We start from the raw sequence: 20,217 nt of genomic DNA, 5'->3' as shown, positions 1-20,217 counted from the left end.
TTCTAGCGCTAAACATTGTTTATGCTACGTTTTTTTCACGTTTTGATAAATTCATCATAGTGATTAATGCAATAATACCGAAGACACTTAATAATATAAAGGCTAAATGGCTTGTTCCTGTCATTCCCGTTACCGCTGAAATGACAAGTGGTGGAAAGAAACCACCGAGACCTCCCATCATGGAAACGATGCCGTTTGCCACACCCGCTTCGGTTGTAAAGTAATGTGGCACAAGTTTGAAGATGAGTCCATTTCCAATACCTGCACATACACTTACTGTTAAACAGCCAAGTGTGAAGAAGAAAATATTATGAGAAACTCCTAATAAGAATGATCCTACAATCATAATAGAGAAGAAAATTTTCAACATCGTTACTGCGTTAAACTTATCTCCTAACATTCCCCCTACCGGACGTAAGAATGTTGCTAAGGCAATAAATACACCGGTTCTAATTCCAGCATCTACTTTATCAATACCGAAATGCGTCACTAAATAGTTAGGTAAGAATAAACCGAAAGCCACAAAGGCACCAAACGTAATGAAATACCAAAAACTCAAGTAATATAATTTGTAGTTCGCCATCAGCTTACGTGATTGTTCAACGAGTGGTACTTTCACTTTTGGTTCTTTATTGTCTCCTAAGAAGAACATAACAATCGCAAAGACAGCCATTACAATAAGGTATAATTTAATAGTGGATTGCCATCCAATCACACCCGCAATAGGTGGTGCTAGGAATGCAGAAACTGCTGTTCCTAAGTTCCCCATACCGTAAATACCATTTGCTAAACCAACTTTATCTTTAGAAAAATATTTAGGAATCGATGTTACACCTACTGAGAAAATTGCACCGCCCACTCCTAAAAAGAAGCCTGCAAACATCAAAGCTCCAGGAGATGCCGCTTGACTTAATAAAAACACTGGTATCATTAGTACAATGAAACTCGTAAAAAATACCCATTTTGCACCTACAATGTTTGTTAAATATCCAAATGGTACACGAAGGACTGAACCTAAAATAACAGGAATCGCTAAGATGATTGATAACTGTCCACTTGAGATTTTAATATCTTGTGAAATAAATGGCATGAGAGGTGCGATGATACTCCACACCATAAACCCAGCTACAAGGCTTAATGTTTGTAACCCGAGTTGAAGACCGCCTTTTGACTTATTCATTCTCTTTCACCCTTTTTCTTTAAATTTCATTGTGTACCAAAACGTATAGACCTTTTTCCATTGTCTTTCATTTTAATACGTGTTTACTAATTCATACATAGTGTAACGTGCTTGTGAAATTAATAACATAAGGACTTCCCCTATACACATATGGGTGCTTCCCCTAAAAAAGTTAGCATTTTAACATTATTTTTTATTCATTTATACAAAGTCAACAATCATAAAAAAACGTCAGAAATCTTAATCAAGACTTCTAACGTTTATTCTAAAAATCTAATAACTTTTTCTTTAACGCATATTCTACGAGTTCTGGTTTAGATTTTAAGTTTAATTTGTCCATAATACGTGTTTTATGTGCTTCAACTGTCTTCACGGAAACAAATAATTTTTCAGCAATATCTTTATTACCGTAGCCTTTAGCAATAAGTGGTAATATTTCAAGTTCTCGCTTAGATAACACTTTGAACGGGTCATTTGAGTATGAAGCATCATCAGAAGAATGGACAAATTCTTTAACAAGTGATGTTGTCATCTTCGGATCAATAAATGTTTCACCTTTATAAACCGTACGTATTGCGAGTAATAACTGCTCATCAGGCGCATTTTTTAAAATATAACCACTCGCGCCACTTCGTAACACATGGAATAAATATTCCTCATCATCATACATTGTAAGGATTAATATTTTTGTCTTAGGAAAGCTATCTAAAATTTTACTCGTCGCGATTAAACCTGATTCTCCAGGCGGCATGCTTAAATCCATAATCAAAACATCAGGTTCGTATTTCATGACCATTTGATAAGCTTCTACACCATCAGCAGCTGTTCCTACAACTTCCATATCTTCTTGAAAATTTAAAATCATAGAAAAGCCAGTTCGTACCACTGCGTGATCATCTGCTATTACGATTTTCAAGCTCAACGCCCCCAATTTGCTCAATAGGCACTTCTAAAGTGACTAGAGTACCTTTCCCTTTTTCTGTTTTAATATCTAGTTTACCATTAACAAGTTCAGCGCGTTCATTCATACCATATAAGCCTAAACCAGAGCCTTTAGGATGGTCTTTAGGATCAAATCCCACACCTTGGTCTGATACTTCAGCAAATAAACGATTTTTATCTTTTCGAACGTTGACATCTACAACATCTACATCCGCATATTTCATAGCATTAAATACCGCTTCTTGCACGACACGGTATACAACTGTTTCAATCTCACTATCAAAGCGTTGCGGCGGCATATCGAAGTGGTAATTCACCATTAATCCGTAATTGTTTTCAAGCTGTTTAAAGTATGTCTTAAATGCGGCATCTAAACCAAGATCATCTAATGATGACGGTCTTAATTCTGAAGATAAATTCCGTATGTCATCAATTAACTTCGCCATTAACCCTTCAATATTATGCGATTGTTTAATCATACTTTCCATATTTTGTTGGTATTTAAGTAGGCGCATTTCTACATTGACGTTAATCAGTTCTTGAACGACACCATCATGAAGTTCACGTGATATACGCTTTCGTTCATTTTCTTGTGCTGCAATGGTTTTTTGAATCATATGTCGTTGATGAAGCTTTTCATGACGTTCGAGTTGTTGTGTCACATTTTGAAGTGTAAATACTTTAATATCTTGCTCTTTATCTATAGTTTGATACATTGCAGTAAAAGGTTCCACTTTATTCTCACGTGTTTTCATGAACACTTGAAAGGTAGAATTCCCCATTTCTTGTGTTTCTAAAAAACAATTGTAACACGTTTTTAACGCATGTTCTGTCGTATACCCTTCACAACGCCCACATATCGTATTTGATGTTACTGCTTGTAAATTATTATCATCTGAAAGCACACGCTTTGCAGCATTGTTCATAAAAATAACATCCCCAGCACGATCAATAAAGAGAATCATTTCAGTTGTATTTTCATAATGTGATAACAATAACTCATTTAAAACATACGGTTTCGTTTTAGATTTCATTATAATATCACCCTGTCTTCGCTTGTTAATGAACCAATTCCTTTAATATTAATGACGTCGCGTGTCTTATTAGGTAAGGGTTTTCCGTTTCTCTGACCAAATAACAAGACCCCTTTGACACGATGATTGTGCCAAAGCGGTATTGCTACAAGTGCAGTCAACTGCTCACTCAAGAGTATTGGAAAATTAAATAATGATTGTTGTATTTCTTCTTGGTTTGTATCAGCAATAGTCATTGGCTTTCCTGTTTTCATCACAGTACCGGCAATGCCACGTCCATTACGGAGAACGATGCGTTGATATCTATTATTCAGATTACCTGACACGTAACGCCATTTGATTTTCATACCGACATGATCTTCTGTAGGTAATGCAAGTCCTGCAAAATCAAAGCCAAAGCGAAGTCGCAACACTTCAAGCTCCGATTGATAATCATGTTTTGAAAAATCAATTGGGTCCACGGTCATCACCCCATCTTTATTTATACTTTATGTTTGCGGTAAATAATATAACTTCGGCTCGCATATGATAATGGGACACTCCATACATGAACAAGTCTTGTAAATGGCCACAAAGCCATAATAGAAAAGCCTAACAAAACATGTAATTTAAAAGCAAGTGGCACAGCTGTCATTAAGTTTGCATCAGGGCTAAACATGAACAATCCTCTGAACCATATCGAAATTGTTTGACGATAATCAAAATCTGGCGTTGTAGCATTTACAACGAGCGTTGCATAAAGACCCGCAAACACGATGACTAATAATAAAAAGTTGACAAGTATATCTGATGCAGAACTTAAACGACGCACATTTGCTTTTGTTACACGTCTTGCTGTTAATAAAAACATACCGATTAATGTTATTATACCAAATATACTACCAATATACACAGCTCCAATATGATACAGGTGGTTATTTACACCTATCGCTTCTAACCAATGTGCCGGTATCAAAAGACCTACAACGTGTCCAAAGAACACAGGAATAATACCTAAATGAAATAATAAACTTCCCCACTTTAGTTGCTTTTTTTCAATAAATTCACTTGATTTTGCAGTCCATGAAAATTGGTCGAATTTATAGCGCGCAATATGACCAATTATGAAGATTGCAAGACAGAGATATGGGAAGATTACCCATAAAAATTGATTAAACATGTTGTGTCACCTCATTGTCTTGTACGATGCAACGTTTTAACGTTTCTCGTAAACCTCGTATTAAATGACTATATGGATTACCCTTTTCCTCTAAATATTTCATCATTGGATACGTGCCATCTTCAATAATCATAATAAGCAATTGCATATTTTCTTGTGCTCGATCATCGCCATCAATCGGTGCTGCATATAAAAATTCAAGCATTAATGGTAAATAATCAGAGAGCTCTGATGCTGGCATTTCTAGGCCAAACATTTCATATAAAACTTTAAGCTTTGCTAGCATTTGTCCGCGCTCTTTTTGCGTATCAAATTTATTGAAGGTCATATATAACGTTGTTTTCTTATTAAAGTCAAACGTATCCGTGTACAAAGATTTAATTTCAGACAAACTCAATTCATACATACGTTCACGATACGCTTTCACGTGAGGATACGCAGGGTGATCCTCACTGAAAATCGCATCAAATGTTTTAGGATGAAAGGTCAATTTTTCCGGAAAACTTAATTGTTGGCTCAGATAAGCAAATGTCTCTTTGTAATACTTGAGCGTTTCAAGGTTAATCACGGAAGATCCCTCCATAGAAGTTGTCGTTGTATATTTCTTGACCCGTTTTACCACCTGCACCTACAGGTACGCCACAACCGTCACAGTTTGCACCGAAGTGTTCACCACCATAACCTTGGCTACCTTGCGCCGCATACGTGTCCATATATTGTTCTTTGTGTGATGTTGGAATAACGAAGCGGTCTTCATGTTTTGCAATGGCTAACAAACGGTACATGTCTTTTGCTTGACGTTCTGTTAATCCGACACGTTCTAATCGTGACATATCAAAGTCACGCCCCGTATTTTGTGCACGCATATAGCTACGCATCATTGCCATGCGTTGTAAAGACCCTTTTACTGCAGTTGTGTCTCCGGCAGTAAATAATTCAGCAAGATATTGTACAGGCAAACGCATTTCTTCAATAGCCGGAAAAATCGCATCTGGGTTATTTCCTGCATTTTTTCCTTCGAAATAATTCATGATTGGACTGAGCGGTGGACAATACCAAACCATCGGCATTGTACGGTACTCTGGATGTAATGGGAATGCCAATTTATATTCGATTGCAAGTTTATAAATCGGTGAGTTTTGTGCTGCTTCAATCCACTCTTGTGAAATACCATCTTTTTCGGCTTGCTCGATTACAGCTTCATCAAATGGGTTTAAGAATAAGTCGAGTTGTTTTTCATATAAGTCTTGTTCGTTTTCAGCTGTCGCCGCTTCTTGGACACGGTCAGCATCATATAGTAATACACCTAAATAACGCATACGACCTGTACATGTTTCCGAACATACTGTTGGAATTCCAGCTTCAACACGAGGGAAACAGAACGTACATTTTTCAGCTTTATTTGTTTTCCAGTTGAAGTACACTTTTTTATAAGGACAGCCTGTCATGCAGTAACGCCAGCCGCGACATGCTTCTTGGTCTACAAGAACAATGCCGTCTTCATCACGTTTATACATTGCGCCTGATGGACAAGAGGCCACACAGCTCGGATTTAAACAATGTTCACATAAACGAGGTAAATACATCATAAATGTTTGGTCAAAGTTGAATTTAATATCTTCTTCGATTTTTTGAATATTCGGATCCTGTGGTCCGGTAACGTGGCCACCCGCTAAGTCATCTTCCCAGTTCGGTCCCCATTCGATATCCATACGTTGCCCTGTCATTGCTGAATGTGCTTTTGCGACTGGTGAATGTTCTGAGGCTTTTGCTGTTGTTAAATGTTCATAGTTGTATGTCCATGGTTCATAATAATCTTTAATGACTGGCATATCAGGGTTGTAGAAAATTTTACCAAGTGCAATCTTATTGATTCGCGTCCCTGATTTTAATTCTAATTTCCCTTTTTTGTTTAACGTCCAGCCACCTTTATAGTGCTCTTGGTCTTCCCAACGTTTTGGATAACCAATACCTGGTTTTGTCTCTACATTGTTAAACCACATATATTCCGCACCAGGTCGATTGGTCCATGTGCTTTTACATGTCACACTACACGTATGACACCCGATACATTTGTCTAGGTTTAACACCATTGCAACTTGCGCTTTAATCTTCAAGCCAATCCACCTCTTTCATCTTTCTCACCGCAACGTATACATCACGTTGGTTCCCAATTGGTCCATAATAGTTAAACGAATAACTGATTTGTGCATAACCACCCATTAACTGCGTAGGTTTTAAGTGAATACGTGTTGGCGCATTGTGAGAGCCCCCACGTGTACCAGAAATCTCAGATCCTGGTGTTTCAATGTGTTTATCTTGCGCATGATACATAAACATTGTGCCTCGTGGCATACGATGTGAAACAACCGCTCTTGCTGTTACGACACCATTACGGTTATACACTTCTAACCAATCATTATCCTCAATATCATGTTGTGCTGCATCCTCATTTGAAATCCAAACTGTTGGACCACCACGGAATAACGTCAACATGTGTTGGTTATCTTGGTATGTTGAGTGTATATTCCATTTACCATGTGGCGTTAAATAGCGCAGTACGAGTGAATCTTGTCCGCCTTTCACTTGTTTATCTTTTGAACCAAATACCATAGGTGGCAATGTTGGTTTATACACCGGTAATTGCTCACCGAATTGTTGGAATACTTCATGGTCAATATAATAACTTTGACGTCCAGTTAACGTTCTAAATGGGACTAAACGTTCAATATTAGTTGTAAATGGTGAGTATCTGCGCCCTTGTTTGTTTGATCCTGGAAATACTGCTGTTGGGATGACTTCACGTGGCTGTGAAGTGATATTCAAGAATGTGATTTTTTCAGATGCACGTTCACCTGAAATATCTTTTAACTGCATCCCTGTTTGTGCTTCAAGATCTTCATATGATTTTTGAGATACACGACCATTTGTTGCAGAAGATACATTTAAAATCACATCCGCCACTTTTCGAGCAGTATCAATTCTCGGTTTATTATTTTTAACTGTATGATCTTCCCATGTGCCGACCATACTACGAAGTTCGTCATATTGTTCTTTTACAGAGAAGCTCACACCATGGGCACCGACTTTACCATTTTCTAATAATGGCCCTACTGAAATGAACTTATCATGCACATCTGTGTACGTACGATCAACAACTGCAAAGCCTGGCATTGTTTTACCTGGAATTGGCTCAATTTCACCTTTTGTCCAATCATGAACTTTACCATAAGCAAGTGAAATTTCTTGTTTAGAGTCGTGTGCAAGTGGTGCTGTTACTACATCTTTATACGTTCCAGTTAAGTGAACACGTGCCATATCCGAAAAAGTTTTACTAATCGTTTTGAAAATATCCCAATCAGATCGAGATTCCCATAATGGATCAATGGCCGGATTAAATGGATGGATAAATGGATGCATATCCGTTGATGATATATCATGTTTTTCATACCATGTTGCTGCCGGCAACACGATGTCAGAGTATAGTGGTGTCGCAGTCATACGGAAATCTAATGACACAAGTAAGTCTAATTTACCAACCGTATCTTCACGCCAAGTAATCTCTTCAGGTTTCTCAGTTTCATTCGGTTCTGCCATTAATGCAGATTTCGCGCCTAGCAAATGTTTCATGAAATATTCTTGTCCTTTAGCAGAACTTGAAATTAGGTTCGAACGCCATACGAATAATGATTTAGGATGGTTTTTACGTAAATCTGGGTCTTCAATCGCAAATTTTGTTTTACGGGATTTCACATCGTCTAATGCACGTTTTAAAACCGCTTCGTTCGTAAATTCCCCTGCATCTTTTGCTTCTTCGCCCCACATTAAGCTGTTGCGATCAAATTGTGGGTAAGACGGTAACCAACCATTGCGCGCTGCTAAGACATTATAATCAGCAGGGTGTTGCAACTTCACATTTTCAGCCAATGGTGACGCTAAACGGTCTACACCAGATTCTTCGTATTTCCACTGATCTGTAGCGAAATAGAACCAACTTGTGCCGTTTTGTAAACGTGGTGGACCTTGCCAGTCTTTTGCAAATGCAATGGTGCTCCACCCTTCAATCGGACGACATTTTTCTTGACCTACATAGTGCGCCCAACCGCCACCATTAACACCTTGGCAACCACAAAGTACGACTAAGTTCAAAATAGATCGATAAATCATATCAGAGTTAAACCAGTGGTTAATACCTGCGCCCATGATAATCATTGAGCGACCGCCTGTATCAATTGCATTTTGCGCAAATTCACGTGCGACTTGAGTCACTAAATTTGCTTTAACACTTGTCACTTTTTCTTGCCAAGCCGGTGTATAGAATGATTCTGCGTCATTAAAGTCTTTCGATTCTAATGGGTGATTGAATCGTTTAACGCCATATTGACTTGTCATCAAGTCATAAATCGTTGCCGCAAGCACTTCTTCACCGTTTGCCAAAGTGACTTTACGCACTGCAATTGGACGTTCAAACACACCGTTGCCTGCATTATCAAAGTAAGGGAACTGAATCGTTACAATTTCATGTTCGCCAGTCACGACAGACATGCTTGGATCGATTTTTTCGCCTTGTTCATTTTCAAGTTTTAAGTTCCATTGTTTGCCATCTTCCCAACGTTGACCCATAGTACCGTTTGGAACTTGAATGGTGTCTGTTAAAGCATCAATTACAACCGGTTTCCACTCACTATTCGGCGTTGTACTTCCTAAATCACTTGACCGTAAAAAACGCCCTGCTTTGTATCCTTTATCATCTTGATCTAAACGAATGATAAATGGCATATCTGAGTACTGCTTTGCATAGTTAATAAACATTTCTGATGGATTATCTTCATAAAACTCTTGAAGAATGACATGCGTCATCGCTTGTGCAATGGCTGCATCTGTACCGGGATTAGGTGCCATCCAGTTGTCCGCAAACTTAACGTTTTCAGCATAGTCAGGTGCTACCGAAATCACTTTCGCTCCTTTATAACGCACTTCAGTCATAAAGTGCGCATCTGGCGTACGCGTTAAAGGTACGTTAGAGCCCCACATCATAATGTATGACGAGTTATACCAGTCACTTGATTCTGGAACGTCTGTTTGTTCACCCCAAATTTGTGGAGATGCTGGTGGTAAATCTGCGTACCAATCATAGAAACTTAACATTTCTCCACCAAGTAATGAAATGAAGCGGGCACCCGCTGCATAACTGATCATTGACATGGCAGGAATTGGTGTAAACCCAGCGATACGGTCCGGACCATCTTTTTTAATTGTGTAAATTAATTGTGCTGCAATCAGCTGTGACACGTCTTTCCAATTCGCTCGAATGTGTCCACCTTTACCACGTGCAGATTTGTAAATGGTTGCTTTTTCCTCGTCCTCTACTATGGAAGCCCATGCCTTGATTGGATCTTGGTGTTCGTCTAATGCACTTGTCCATAAATCCCATAATTTTCCGCGGACATATGGGTATTTAATACGTAATGGACTGTATTCATACCATGAAAATGATGCACCTCGTGGGCAACCACGCGGCTCAAATTCAGGCATATCAGGTCCGCAACTTGGATAGTCTATTTGTTGATTCTCCCATGTAATGACACCATTTTTAACAAATACTTTCCACGAACATGAGCCCGTACAGTTCACACCATGTGTTGTACGCACCACTTTATCGTGGCTCCAACGTTCTCTATACATCTTTTCCCATTCACGGCTTTTATGTTCTAAAACCGACCAGTTCCCATTGAACTTTTCAGTAGGTTTAAAGAAATTCAATCCAAATTTAACCATGTTCATCCTCCTTAAATACATAGGCTTTCCAACTTAATTCAATTGTATAATTCAACCTTCACACACAACATTAGGGAAATACCTAATTCGATAGTAAAATCCCCTAATGTTAAAAAATTCACATAGTTGATACACAGATATTTTTATCAATCATTGCCATTTAAAAACACTTAAAATGTTCTGTTTTAAAAATCAACGCAAAAAAACGCTCAAAATTCCACGTGGAATTTTGAGCGTTTAATCCTTACACTACGAAAGCTATAGCTTTTTTCTCATCATTTTAAGCAGTGTAACGTCTTGTTAATACCATACCACCCAAGACAAGTAATCCGCCTACCCATATAGGCGTTTGTTCAGAATGTCCTGTATCAGGTAATTGTTGTATCTTTTTAGTCGATAATAAAACATGACTAGTGTGTAATGACACCCATTCACCATTTACTTGTACATAGCCATTTTGACCATTAATAGGAACAAAAGGTGCATCACCTATGATTTTTACACCATTATGAATATGATGCGTTTGTTTCGCATTTATTACTTTCATATTCATTTTAGGAACCATTGATTGTTGAGTCGCACCATTCGATGCACCTTGTTGCGGTTGTTTCGGGAAAGGCACCACTTTATCTTCTTGTGCTTCTAAAACTTCAGGCTTACCATTAATGATTCGAGTTGGCGCTTTAGTATTATATTGTGATACATCCGCTTGTTTTAAATAATCTGCAAACACTTTATCTAATGATAACCCTTCTTCCCTAGGGCCATTTAACATCGTATAACCATCTCCGCCCGAGGCAGTGAAATCATTTGTCGCAACATGATACACACGATTGACATCTAGCGCCTCAAACTTACCTGTTTGCTTATTTAAAATATGAATTGCTTTAATACGTTTTCCAGCTGATTGATTCATATCATAATAAACACGGATAGATTTCGAAACTTGTAATAAACCACCATTCGCAGATAATTGCTTCACGTCATTAACTGTTTCAAGCGGTGCACTTAAACTATGTTCAAATGCTGCTAAAACATCAGACCCTTTGACTTTAATTTGAGAAATCGTATTACCAAATGGCAGTACGGTAATGATGTGATTTAACGTTACCTCGCCTTTGTTGATTGAGGCACGAATGCCACCACTATTCGTCACAGCAAAGTCAGCCGGTTGACTAAAATGGTCTTTACTATATGCTTCCATTGCGTCCGCAATTGCATTACCTAGATTTGTCTCATGACGACGCACGTGATCACGTTCCCCAACAAAGTCAATTTCGTTATTTGGAATCACCACTTCAGACGTTTCTTTTAAGAATGCCTCATTCGCTTTATCTACTTGTGCTTTCACTATTGGATCTGGTTGTATCTGGGCTACATCTTTTACACTGATTAAAGATGCTTTAAGGTCACTTACAGTATTGTTGTTAAAATTAAAATCTATTTTACCGATATTCGCAAGTGCTGTTCCTGTTTGCGCAAGTAAATCACGACCATACATTTGACCATGTTGCATCACTGTATGAGAATGCCCGTCAATAACAATTGTTGGCACTGTGTACTGTGAGCGTTGCTGAATTTGTTGTGTTAAATAATCTGAACGCCACGTTTCTTGTGTTGTTGAATCTACCCCCAAATGAGATAAAATCACAAACGCATCAACTTTACCGTTGAGTGCATCCATTTCACGTAAAACACTTTTAAGCGGGTCATCAAATGTGACGCCTCGAATACCTGTAGGACTTGTTTTCGTTTTTGTTTCAGGTGTCGTTACACCGATAATGCCATAACGCACCCCATTTTTTTCAATGATTGCCGATGGTTTAAAAGCTAATTTGCCATTTTTGTACACATTAGAACTTAAAATTGGAAAATTAAGCATACCTTCTAACTTTTTCAATTGATCAAAACCAAAATCGAATTCATGATTACCTGCAACCATCGCATCATAACCAACGGCATTCATGGCTTTAGCCATTTCTTCACCTTTTGATTGATTTGATAATGGTAACCCTTGAAAAGCATCTCCTGCATCTAACATTAAATCCGGATGATGTTGGTCTTTAATTGTTTTGGTTTTTGCCATGCCGATGACACGTCCCTCTTCTTCAACAAGACGTCCGTGAATATCATTCGTATGTAAAATGGTGTGTGTCTTCGATGACGTTGCCTGTGCCTGTTTAGGCTGTATTGTAGCTCGTGATTGAATCCCTGTTAACGTCGCTCTTTGCGCATTTTGTCCTTCTTTTTGATTTACAGGCGTACTAGACGCTGCTTCAGACGTTACGTTTGACACTTCTGGTTGCACGTGATGTTCTAAAGATTGTGGTTGAGACGCATCAGATGTCGTTGCCATTGGTGTTTGTTTACTTGTGTTGGTCATCGATGGTGACTGCGCGACTGAAGATGATGTATTCGCCGCTACAGGTTCAGATGAATTTTGCTGTACGTTGGTTGTTTTTTCTGACGGTTGTGATATTGTTTCAGCATGTACCGATGTCCCAGACATTAAAATCAGCATACTGACTATCATACCGATCATAAAAATACTATAAAACCCTAATCGCTTCATATGTAACCTCCTTTAAAATGTCGTACACTATCATCCTAGCATAATATCGCTTTACAGTATGAAATAATTATGAAATTTATATGAATTTATGATTAAGACACCAACGTATTATGCGTTATATTACAAAAAACCTTCAAAGCACATCACTACTTGGACTTTGAAGGTTTTAAAGTGATAGATATATGTTACGCTTTGTAGCGAAATAATACATTGATGCTGTAACAATAAGAGAAGGGCTCGTTCTACCCTTCAATTTACCAATAAGGAGAAATAATCCGTGTGCACAAGACATATAATTGAATCGTATTCACTGTCTTACGGGCTGTGACTCAGATAAATACTGTGTGAACGTAGTCGTATCAATGAGTGCGGTTAATATTTCGACTTGTGATGGGTGAATCGATGCGGTTGCTCTATCATCAATAATCGCCCATCCGCCCCTTTCATAAATATCCATGGCTTGCGGCATACATTTGTCACGCGCGCCTTTAATACATACATAATCAACTTTTGCCAAAGCTGGGATTTCTGTCAATATATCTCTGACAACTTTACCAACAATAGTAATGCCAGGCCCTGGACGTTCAGGTAATGCAGCAATTTTTTCAGTAATCGTAGACACATGTCCAGAAATCACTTGTTGATTTACACACGTTGCATTAAAAATAACAGCCACTGGCAAATCATCTGTAATCACCGATTGTACTTCTTTCATTAACTTAGGCAAGCGTTTCACACCCATGTAAATTGCAAGCGTTCCATCATTTTTAAGTGTTGTCATATCAATCGGATTTTCTTCATTGTCTTTAAAATGCCCCGTTGTAAATGTAATATTTCGTGCCACTCCACGCTCAGTCAGTCCGCGATGTAGCTGACTCATTGCAGCACTTGCAGCTGTAATACCAGGTACAACTTCAAAAGAAATGTGATTATTTTTTAAAATATCGACCTCATCGGCAAGACGCCCGAATATAGCGGGGTCTCCACCTTTTAAGCGTACCACCGTATCGTGTGTTTTCGTTTTTTCTATCATTAGCGCATTAATTTCATCTTGTCGCATATACGTAGTGTATGGGGTTTTCCCAACATGTATCCACTCTGTTTCAGGCGAAGACAGTTGTAAGATAAAAGGATTGACAAGTTGATCATAGAGAATCACATCTGCACGTTGAATACACCGCTCTGCTTTTTTCGATAATAATAGCGGATTACCGGGTCCTGCCCCTACAAGATATACTTGTGGCGCATCTATTAGAGACATAAGTATATGTCTCCATCGATGACTTCAACCGTATAGGTTTGAACACACCCTTCATCAGGCTCTTGGACTTGACCTGTTGTTAAGTCGATTTTTTGGTCATGAAGTGGGCAGAATACATAGTGCCCACTGACCGTCCCTTCAGAAAGTGGTCCTTGTTTATGTGGACATACATTATTTATCGCATGGATTGTACCGTCTTCTGTTAAAAATAATCCGATTTGTAAGTCTCCTACAATAACTTTTTTACCAATTAAAGGTTCTAATTCAGAAATATGCGCTACCTTTACTTTTTCATGTGTGATTGCCATCATTACACCTTCTCCACTTCAAAGATTGAACGTTTACGTGCGTCCTCTATCACTGCATGCCATGGCTCATTTTCATATGCTTGTTTGGCATCCATGATGCGATTAAATAGTTCGTCTTGCTTTTCTGGGTCTAAAACAACAGATTTAACTTGATCAAATCCTAAACGTTTTAACCATGGTGCTGTACGTTCAGCATAAATGCCTGTTTCACGGTAATACTGCATATACGCACCACATAATTTTACAACTTCATCTTCTGTTTCGACTGTTGTTAAATGTTCAGCAACGACCACATCTGTACCGCCGTTTCCACCTATATAAATTTGGAATCCATTTTCTACGCCAATGACACCAAAGTCTTTAACACCAGACTCAACACAACTACGTGGACAACCTGAAACACCCATTTTAAATTTGTGTGGCGTATCAATATATTCAAATGTTTTTTCTAATCGAATACCGAGTTTTGTTGTATATTGTGTGCCGAAACGACAAAATTCTTTACCGACACAGCTTTTTACTGAACGTGTTTTCTTGCCATATGCAGAAGCTGAACGCATCTCTAAATCTTCCCATATGTGTGGTAATTCTTCTTTTTTCACACCATATAAACCGATACGTTGTGAGCCGGTCACTTTTACTAATGGAACGTCATATTTTTTCGCCACTTCTCCAAGACGAATCAATTGATCTGCATCCGTCACCCCACCACGCATTTGAGGAATAACAGAGAATGTCCCATCGTTTTGAATGTTGGCATGGTAACGTTCATTCGCAAAACGTGATGCTTGTTCATCTTCATGTTCATGCGGATACACCATGTTCAAATAATAGTTAACGGCTGGACGACATTTTGGACAGCCCCCTTTATCTTTGAAATCTAAAACGTGACGTACTTCTTTTGATGTTTTAAGACCTTTTGCACGTATTTGTGTCACAATTTGATCTCTAGATAAATCTGTACAACCACAAATACCAGTTGGCGCTGCTGCTACGAAATCATCACCAAGTGTGTGTTCTAACAGCTCAGCAATTTGACCTTTACACTTACCACATGAATTCCCTGCTTTTGTCGCTTTCGTAACTTCTGCAACTGATTTTAATCCTTGGTCATGAATGGCATGAACAATTGTTCCTTTAGAAACACCATTACATCCACAAATCGTTTCGTCATCATCCATTTCTGCAACACTGATGGCATCTACTTCACCAGCTTTGTGTAAAATTGAAACAAGTGTATACTCATCAATGGTGTCGCCTTTTTTCATCATGTTGTAGAAGCGATTACCTTCTTCTGTATCTCCGTATAAAACAGCGCCAACAATCGTTTTATCTTTAACAAATACTTTTTTGTAGATATTATCGACACCATTAAATGTTTCAATTCCACGTACGCCATCTGTTTCTGTTATCCAACCTGCACTAAATAAATCACAGCCTGAAACTTTTAAAGAGGTAAATGTCGTTGAACCTTTGTACCCATCCGTAGGGATACCAGTAATATGATCTGCTAACACTTTACCTTGATCATACAGCGGTGCCACTAAGCCGTAAACTTTTGAACGATGTTCTGCACATTCGCCAACCGCATATATGTTAGGGTCACTCGTTTTCATAAAATCATCCACAACAATGCCACGACCAATTTCTAAGCCAGCAGCACGTGCTTCCTTCGTAACTGGACGAATTCCCACTGCCATGACAACCATATCCGCTTCTAATATACGACCATCTGAAAGTCGTATACCTTCGACATGCTGTTCGCCTAAAATTTCTTGTGTATTGGCTTGAAGTTCAAAATGAATGCCTTGTTTTTCAAGGTCTGCTTTTAATAGTTCTCCTGCTTTTCGGTCAAGTTGTACTTCCATTAACCACTCAGCTAAATGCACGACCGTAACGTTCATACCTTGGTCAACGAGACCACGCGCACACTCAAGTCCAAGCAAGCCCCCACCAATTACGATTGCATTTTTCTTTGTTTTTGCAGTTTCTAACATTTTTTCTGTATCATCGATTGTTCTGAAGCCAACAACACCTTCAAGTCGTGAGCCGTCGATTGGTAAAATAAATGAATCAGAGCCTGTTGCGATAATCATTTGATCATAGGAAACAATTTGTCCTTTTTCAGTTTCAACAAGTTGTTGCTCTCGATCAATTTTAACTACTTTATCACCAGTGATGAGATGAATGCCATGTTCTTCATACCATTCATATGGGTTCATAATCGTTTCTTCAACTGTCATTTTGTTTTGAAGAATATTAGATAACATAATTCGGTTGTAGTTAGGATAAGGTTCTTTACCTATAATAGTAATGTCAAAGCGCTCTGGATCACGCTCAAGAATTTCTTCGATTGTACGTACACCAGCCATACCGTTTCCGATCATCAAAAGTTTCGTCTTACTCATGCATATCCTCCTCATCTGCAGTTAAAAATGATTTGATTTTAGCTGCATATCGTTTCGTTCGTTCTATATTTTGCCCGTTTGAACTAATACTAATGGTTAGTTCATCATGTTGAATCGTTAACATGTTAAAAAAATCTGATTGTGTTTTATCCCCTGTATGATTGATCCATTGTGAAGGTGAAGCATCCAGAGCAACTTGATTATTCGTTTGGGGGTCGTTTGTCGCTATTATAATCAAATCAGCATGTTTAAGATGCGATTTATGATAAGGTTCTCGAATCAACCTCAGCCGTTCTGAAGATTGTAAAACTTGAAAAGCATCATGAAATTTTGGACTTACCACATCGACTGTACAAGGCTCTGTAAGAAGGTTTGACAATTTTCGCCAAGCGATTTTGCCACCTCCTATGATCACGACGTGCTTATGTGCAAGATTCAATTGAATGGGATACATAGGAAACCTCCTCACATTCTGCCATCCGTTCTCTAACCACTTCTTCTAAAATCGGATGAAAGTTAATGGCCGGCGTATACACCATATCGTTAGGTAAATTGAGTTCAAGTATGCGGCGTTTCGTCTTATTGACAAGATAACCATCATAAAAGAAGAATGGAATCAACAATAGCTTACGATGCTTTCGTGCAATCTCAGGTAGTGTTTTTGTAAATGCGTAGGCGCCATAAACCATACTGGGGTAACACGGATGTGTAGGCGTTGATAATTTGTCGCAAATTTCAGTCAATGCAACGTCAGGTTCATCAAAACGTGAATTACCATGCGCTAAAACAACTATACCTGTCGATGCATCTATGTTATGTTGATAGTTGGCGATTTGAGATGCAACCCAAGACGTCATGCGTTCATGTGTACCTAAAGGTTTTCCAAGAACCAGTTGCACGTTTGGGTATTTTCTACCGTATATTTCACATAAGACTTTTATATCTTCATAATAATGAGATGCTGAAAATAATAATAATGGAATGAAATGTATACGTCTGTAGCCTGCATTAATCGTAGTTTGAATCACCAGTTCTAAAGACCTTTCTTCACTTTCTAAAAAAGCAACATCATAATCTAACATATGTGCATCAAACGTACGATGAATAAAGTTTACAAGCGTTTCATTTAATTTTCCTTTACGCATCCCATGAACGACTAAAATCGTTTTATACATGCCGACACCCCCTACACGTTTATTGTAAATGAAATCAAAGTATTAATGTGATTAATTTCACAACTTATAATAAATATAGGGAATTCCCCTTCTCAAAAAGTAAGGGAATTCCCTAGCCATTATGCCCCACCTTCATACCATGGTGGTGGGGCCAATAAGTCTTTATTGTATCTTTCAGGGATGAGGACTTTTACCATCATGGCTCCTCGATCACCACTAGATTCTTCCATTTCAAAAAAAGAGTCATAGCCTCTTCGTGTATAGACCTCTTTAAGCCAAGCCATTTTACGAGCAGACGTTCCTAATACCACAGCTGGTGCTTTTAACATATCTCTTAAAATCGTTTCTTCTATATATGTCATCAATTGATCGCCATATCCTTGACCTCCATAGTCAGGATCCGTGGCGAACCACCATATAAATGGGAATTGCGATACTTTATATTTCGGTTCCCACGGAAAACGAATCGAGAGTGTAGACACGATTTTCCCATCTTTTTCTAAAACATAAGCTGCATTATACTTAATATTCTTTTCAATCATGTCAATATCCGCATGTACTGATGGCCAATCGATGCCCGCTTCACGCAACGGTGTAAAAGCACGATACATCAAATCTTGTAATACTTTAGCATCTTGTAATGTCGCCATTCTAATATTTATCTGATTCATAATATCCCCCTTGTATAATTTACTATTTCCTAGCGTAACAGACCTCTTTATATGACAAAACAAAAAAGGGGCATGGCATAAACCATTTCAATTTTGATTATCCCTAACGCCTCGCTTTTCTAGGCACCTTACCACGAGGAGGGAGCATTACAGAAATCTAATTGATTTCGTAGTAATGCCCATCGGTGCATGAAGACGTTAGGAATGCAATGCGTTACGTCTTCAGTCCACCTATGAAGATGCGTGAATAGATGGTATGCGTAAATTGCGAAAAGCTTTCTAACCGCATACGTAATCCAGTCAGCTACCGCCTTATATATTGTAAAAGTCAATAGTCTTGGATTTCTGCGCTCAAAATGGATTTACGGTTTCGGCTTAATCCGTTAGACGTCCCGGCTAAGGAAGCAATCAAAGGGATGTTTTAATTCATCAGCCTTCCCCACATAGAAACTAAATTTATATATAAATATAACCAACAAAGTTCATGTATGAAGAACTTTGTTGGTTTTAATTCACAGGGTAGCTACGTCTTAATCCCTATTACATCTTACGTGTATTTACGGTCACCATTGAAATAAGCATAAAGCAATCCTACTAATAAGCCGCCACCAATATAGTTACCAATATACGCAAATACAATATTTTTTAGCACATCTAACCAAGAGAGCGCATCGATGTTATAAAAAATCATACCGACAAATAAACCTGCATTATAAACAACATGTTCATAACCCATAAATACAAAAATGATTACACCAATAGCGATAAAAAATGTTTTAGACAAACCTTCTTTAAACATCATGGATACGTATATACCAATATTTATAAAAAAGTTCGCAAAAATACCTTTCACTAAAATCGCGTGCCAAGTAGACGTGACAGTTTTAGCATCGACAGTAGCACTCAATGCTTGAATCATTTCCGGTGTCATGACTTTCGTGAAAATCATTAAACCAAATAACACAAATGCACCTAGAATATTTCCTAGAAAACAAATTGTAAATAACCACATCGTTTTTGAAAAAGAAATCGTTTTGTAATACATACCAACTGTCATATACATAAAGTTACTCGTAAGGAGTTCAGAATGTGTAAGAACGATAAAAACTAAAGCCACACTAAATGCCATGGCGCCCATTAAATGAATGACCGCTGGTGGCGCACCTGCTAACTGCGTCTTCATTGCGAGCATAAACACTGTCACAATCGTAAGTAAAAACCCGGACATCATTGATTTTAATAAGTATCTTGTGAACGCACAATCAAGTAACACTTCTTTCATGGCTACTGAATTGACAATGCTTTTCACAATTTCTCTTGAAGCGTATGTATCTTTGAGATCTTTCGTTGGTTTTTCAATCCCCATGGTATGCCTCCTGAAACAAATATTAAATTCCCTTTTATTTTACTAAATTGTATAAAATGATGGTAGTCTGAATAAAATAAAAAAAGCGTTTTGATTTCAATCACTTCAATTTTAGATTAATGACTTACCCTCGGTTTTCTATGCTTCTTACCGCAGTTTGCGCACAAACCAAATATCTATTTAAACGCAATGTCACGCCTACTGCATGATGACATTAGAAATAAAAGGTGGCCTATCTTCAGCCCCTTTTTCAACGTTGATAAATAGGTTGTCATAGAAACACCTTGCCGAATAGTTTCAGGTGCCTCCCCCGCTCGGTCTCCTCCTGTATTAAATATGAATAGCCAACAAACTTCATTCTTC

General features: G+C 38.2%; 16 protein-coding genes. All 16 read right to left on the bottom strand.

The features are described from left to right. Nucleotides 1-19 precede the first annotated feature (19 nt). The 16 genes from SHYC_RS02420 to SHYC_RS02345 all read right to left on the bottom strand — a co-directional run bounded on the left by SHYC_RS02420 (nucleotide 20) and on the right by SHYC_RS02345 (nucleotide 19,854). Nucleotides 20-1,180 (bottom strand): nitrate/nitrite transporter, encoded by a 1,161-nt coding sequence (locus SHYC_RS02420; protein ID WP_039644214.1) that lies wholly within the window; start codon nucleotides 1,178-1,180, stop codon nucleotides 20-22. 265 nt (nucleotides 1,181-1,445) lie between these two features. Then, nucleotides 1,446-2,096, bottom strand: coding sequence for a nitrate respiration regulation response regulator NreC (nreC, locus tag SHYC_RS02415; RefSeq protein WP_037566539.1), 651 nt, complete (start codon nucleotides 2,094-2,096; stop codon nucleotides 1,446-1,448). After that, nucleotides 2,074-3,156 carry a sensor histidine kinase gene (locus SHYC_RS02410; protein WP_039644212.1) on the bottom strand — a complete coding sequence of 361 codons (1,083 nt, stop codon included), beginning with the start codon at nucleotides 3,154-3,156 and terminating at the stop codon, nucleotides 2,074-2,076. The genes nreC and SHYC_RS02410 overlap by 23 nt, the downstream gene beginning before the upstream one ends. Further along, entirely contained in the window at nucleotides 3,156-3,617 is a 462-nt protein-coding gene (nreA, locus tag SHYC_RS02405) for a nitrate respiration regulation accessory nitrate sensor NreA (RefSeq protein ID WP_039644211.1), read from the bottom strand. Before nreA ends, SHYC_RS02410 begins: the two co-directional genes overlap by 1 nt. Before the next feature lie 20 nt (nucleotides 3,618-3,637). Continuing rightward, a complete protein-coding gene (narI, locus tag SHYC_RS02400; protein ID WP_039644209.1) occupies nucleotides 3,638-4,315 on the bottom strand; it encodes a respiratory nitrate reductase subunit gamma in 678 nt (225 codons plus the stop codon). Further along, complete coding sequence (gene narJ / locus SHYC_RS02395) at nucleotides 4,308-4,883, bottom strand: nitrate reductase molybdenum cofactor assembly chaperone (protein WP_039644207.1); 576 nt, start codon at nucleotides 4,881-4,883, stop codon at nucleotides 4,308-4,310. The genes narI and narJ overlap by 8 nt, the downstream gene beginning before the upstream one ends. After that, nucleotides 4,876-6,432: a nitrate reductase subunit beta gene (narH, locus tag SHYC_RS02390; protein ID WP_039644205.1), complete on the bottom strand. Its 1,557-nt coding sequence runs from the start codon at nucleotides 6,430-6,432 to the stop codon at nucleotides 4,876-4,878. The genes narJ and narH overlap by 8 nt, the downstream gene beginning before the upstream one ends. After that, nucleotides 6,422-10,093 (bottom strand): nitrate reductase subunit alpha, encoded by a 3,672-nt coding sequence (locus SHYC_RS02385; protein ID WP_039644203.1) that lies wholly within the window; start codon nucleotides 10,091-10,093, stop codon nucleotides 6,422-6,424. The genes narH and SHYC_RS02385 overlap by 11 nt, the downstream gene beginning before the upstream one ends. 280 nt (nucleotides 10,094-10,373) lie before the next feature. Then, nucleotides 10,374-12,665, bottom strand: a complete 2,292-nt coding sequence (locus SHYC_RS02380; RefSeq protein WP_039644201.1) for a 5'-nucleotidase C-terminal domain-containing protein — start codon at nucleotides 12,663-12,665, stop codon at nucleotides 10,374-10,376. Between the two features lie 307 nt (nucleotides 12,666-12,972). Further along, nucleotides 12,973-13,926 (bottom strand): uroporphyrinogen-III C-methyltransferase, encoded by a 954-nt coding sequence (cobA, locus tag SHYC_RS02375; RefSeq protein WP_039644199.1) that lies wholly within the window; start codon nucleotides 13,924-13,926, stop codon nucleotides 12,973-12,975. After that, nucleotides 13,917-14,234 (bottom strand): nitrite reductase small subunit NirD, encoded by a 318-nt coding sequence (gene nirD / locus SHYC_RS02370; protein WP_162474607.1) that lies wholly within the window; start codon nucleotides 14,232-14,234, stop codon nucleotides 13,917-13,919. The genes cobA and nirD overlap by 10 nt, the downstream gene beginning before the upstream one ends. 2 nt (nucleotides 14,235-14,236) lie before the next feature. Then, on the bottom strand, nucleotides 14,237-16,642 hold the full coding sequence (gene nirB, locus SHYC_RS02365) for a nitrite reductase large subunit NirB (RefSeq protein ID WP_039644194.1): 2,406 nt from the start codon (nucleotides 16,640-16,642) through the stop codon (nucleotides 14,237-14,239). Further along, the gene (locus SHYC_RS02360) at nucleotides 16,635-17,096 is read right to left on the bottom strand and encodes a precorrin-2 dehydrogenase/sirohydrochlorin ferrochelatase family protein (RefSeq protein WP_039644192.1); all 462 of its coding nucleotides are present in this window, start codon (nucleotides 17,094-17,096) and stop codon (nucleotides 16,635-16,637) included. Before SHYC_RS02360 ends, nirB begins: the two co-directional genes overlap by 8 nt. Next, the gene (locus SHYC_RS02355; RefSeq protein WP_039644190.1) at nucleotides 17,065-17,817 is read right to left on the bottom strand and encodes a sirohydrochlorin chelatase; all 753 of its coding nucleotides are present in this window, start codon (nucleotides 17,815-17,817) and stop codon (nucleotides 17,065-17,067) included. Before SHYC_RS02355 ends, SHYC_RS02360 begins: the two co-directional genes overlap by 32 nt. 119 nt (nucleotides 17,818-17,936) lie before the next feature. Then, nucleotides 17,937-18,488 (bottom strand): GNAT family N-acetyltransferase, encoded by a 552-nt coding sequence (locus tag SHYC_RS02350; protein WP_039644188.1) that lies wholly within the window; start codon nucleotides 18,486-18,488, stop codon nucleotides 17,937-17,939. Nucleotides 18,489-19,035: 547 nt separating this feature from the next. Then, on the bottom strand, nucleotides 19,036-19,854 hold the full coding sequence (locus SHYC_RS02345) for a formate/nitrite transporter family protein (RefSeq protein WP_039644187.1): 819 nt from the start codon (nucleotides 19,852-19,854) through the stop codon (nucleotides 19,036-19,038). Nucleotides 19,855-20,217: the final 363 nt, after the last annotated feature.

Origin of the sequence: Staphylococcus hyicus (assembly GCF_000816085.1) — a bacterium.
Classification (GTDB): Bacteria; Bacillota; Bacilli; order Staphylococcales; family Staphylococcaceae; genus Staphylococcus; species Staphylococcus hyicus.
The sequence above is the reverse complement of the archived record's forward strand: the minus strand, read 5'-3'. Positions and strand labels throughout refer to the sequence as shown.

Coding starts and splice junctions, on each gene's coding strand:
- SHYC_RS02385 (WP_039644203.1), bottom strand. CDS start 10,093: ATGGTTAAATTTGGATTGAATTTCTTTAAACCTACTGAAAAGTTCAAT.
- SHYC_RS02350 (WP_039644188.1), bottom strand. CDS start 18,488: ATGAATCAGATAAATATTAGAATGGCGACATTACAAGATGCTAAAGTA.
- SHYC_RS02345 (WP_039644187.1), bottom strand. CDS start 19,854: ATGGGGATTGAAAAACCAACGAAAGATCTCAAAGATACATACGCTTCA.
- nirB (WP_039644194.1), bottom strand. CDS start 16,642: ATGAGTAAGACGAAACTTTTGATGATCGGAAACGGTATGGCTGGTGTA.
- SHYC_RS02410 (WP_039644212.1), bottom strand. CDS start 3,156: ATGAAATCTAAAACGAAACCGTATGTTTTAAATGAGTTATTGTTATCA.
- SHYC_RS02360 (WP_039644192.1), bottom strand. CDS start 17,096: ATGTATCCCATTCAATTGAATCTTGCACATAAGCACGTCGTGATCATA.
- cobA (WP_039644199.1), bottom strand. CDS start 13,926: ATGTCTCTAATAGATGCGCCACAAGTATATCTTGTAGGGGCAGGACCC.
- SHYC_RS02380 (WP_039644201.1), bottom strand. CDS start 12,665: ATGAAGCGATTAGGGTTTTATAGTATTTTTATGATCGGTATGATAGTC.
- narI (WP_039644209.1), bottom strand. CDS start 4,315: ATGTTTAATCAATTTTTATGGGTAATCTTCCCATATCTCTGTCTTGCA.
- SHYC_RS02355 (WP_039644190.1), bottom strand. CDS start 17,817: ATGTATAAAACGATTTTAGTCGTTCATGGGATGCGTAAAGGAAAATTA.
- SHYC_RS02420 (WP_039644214.1), bottom strand. CDS start 1,180: ATGAATAAGTCAAAAGGCGGTCTTCAACTCGGGTTACAAACATTAAGC.
- nirD (WP_162474607.1), bottom strand. CDS start 14,234: ATGGCAATCACACATGAAAAAGTAAAGGTAGCGCATATTTCTGAATTA.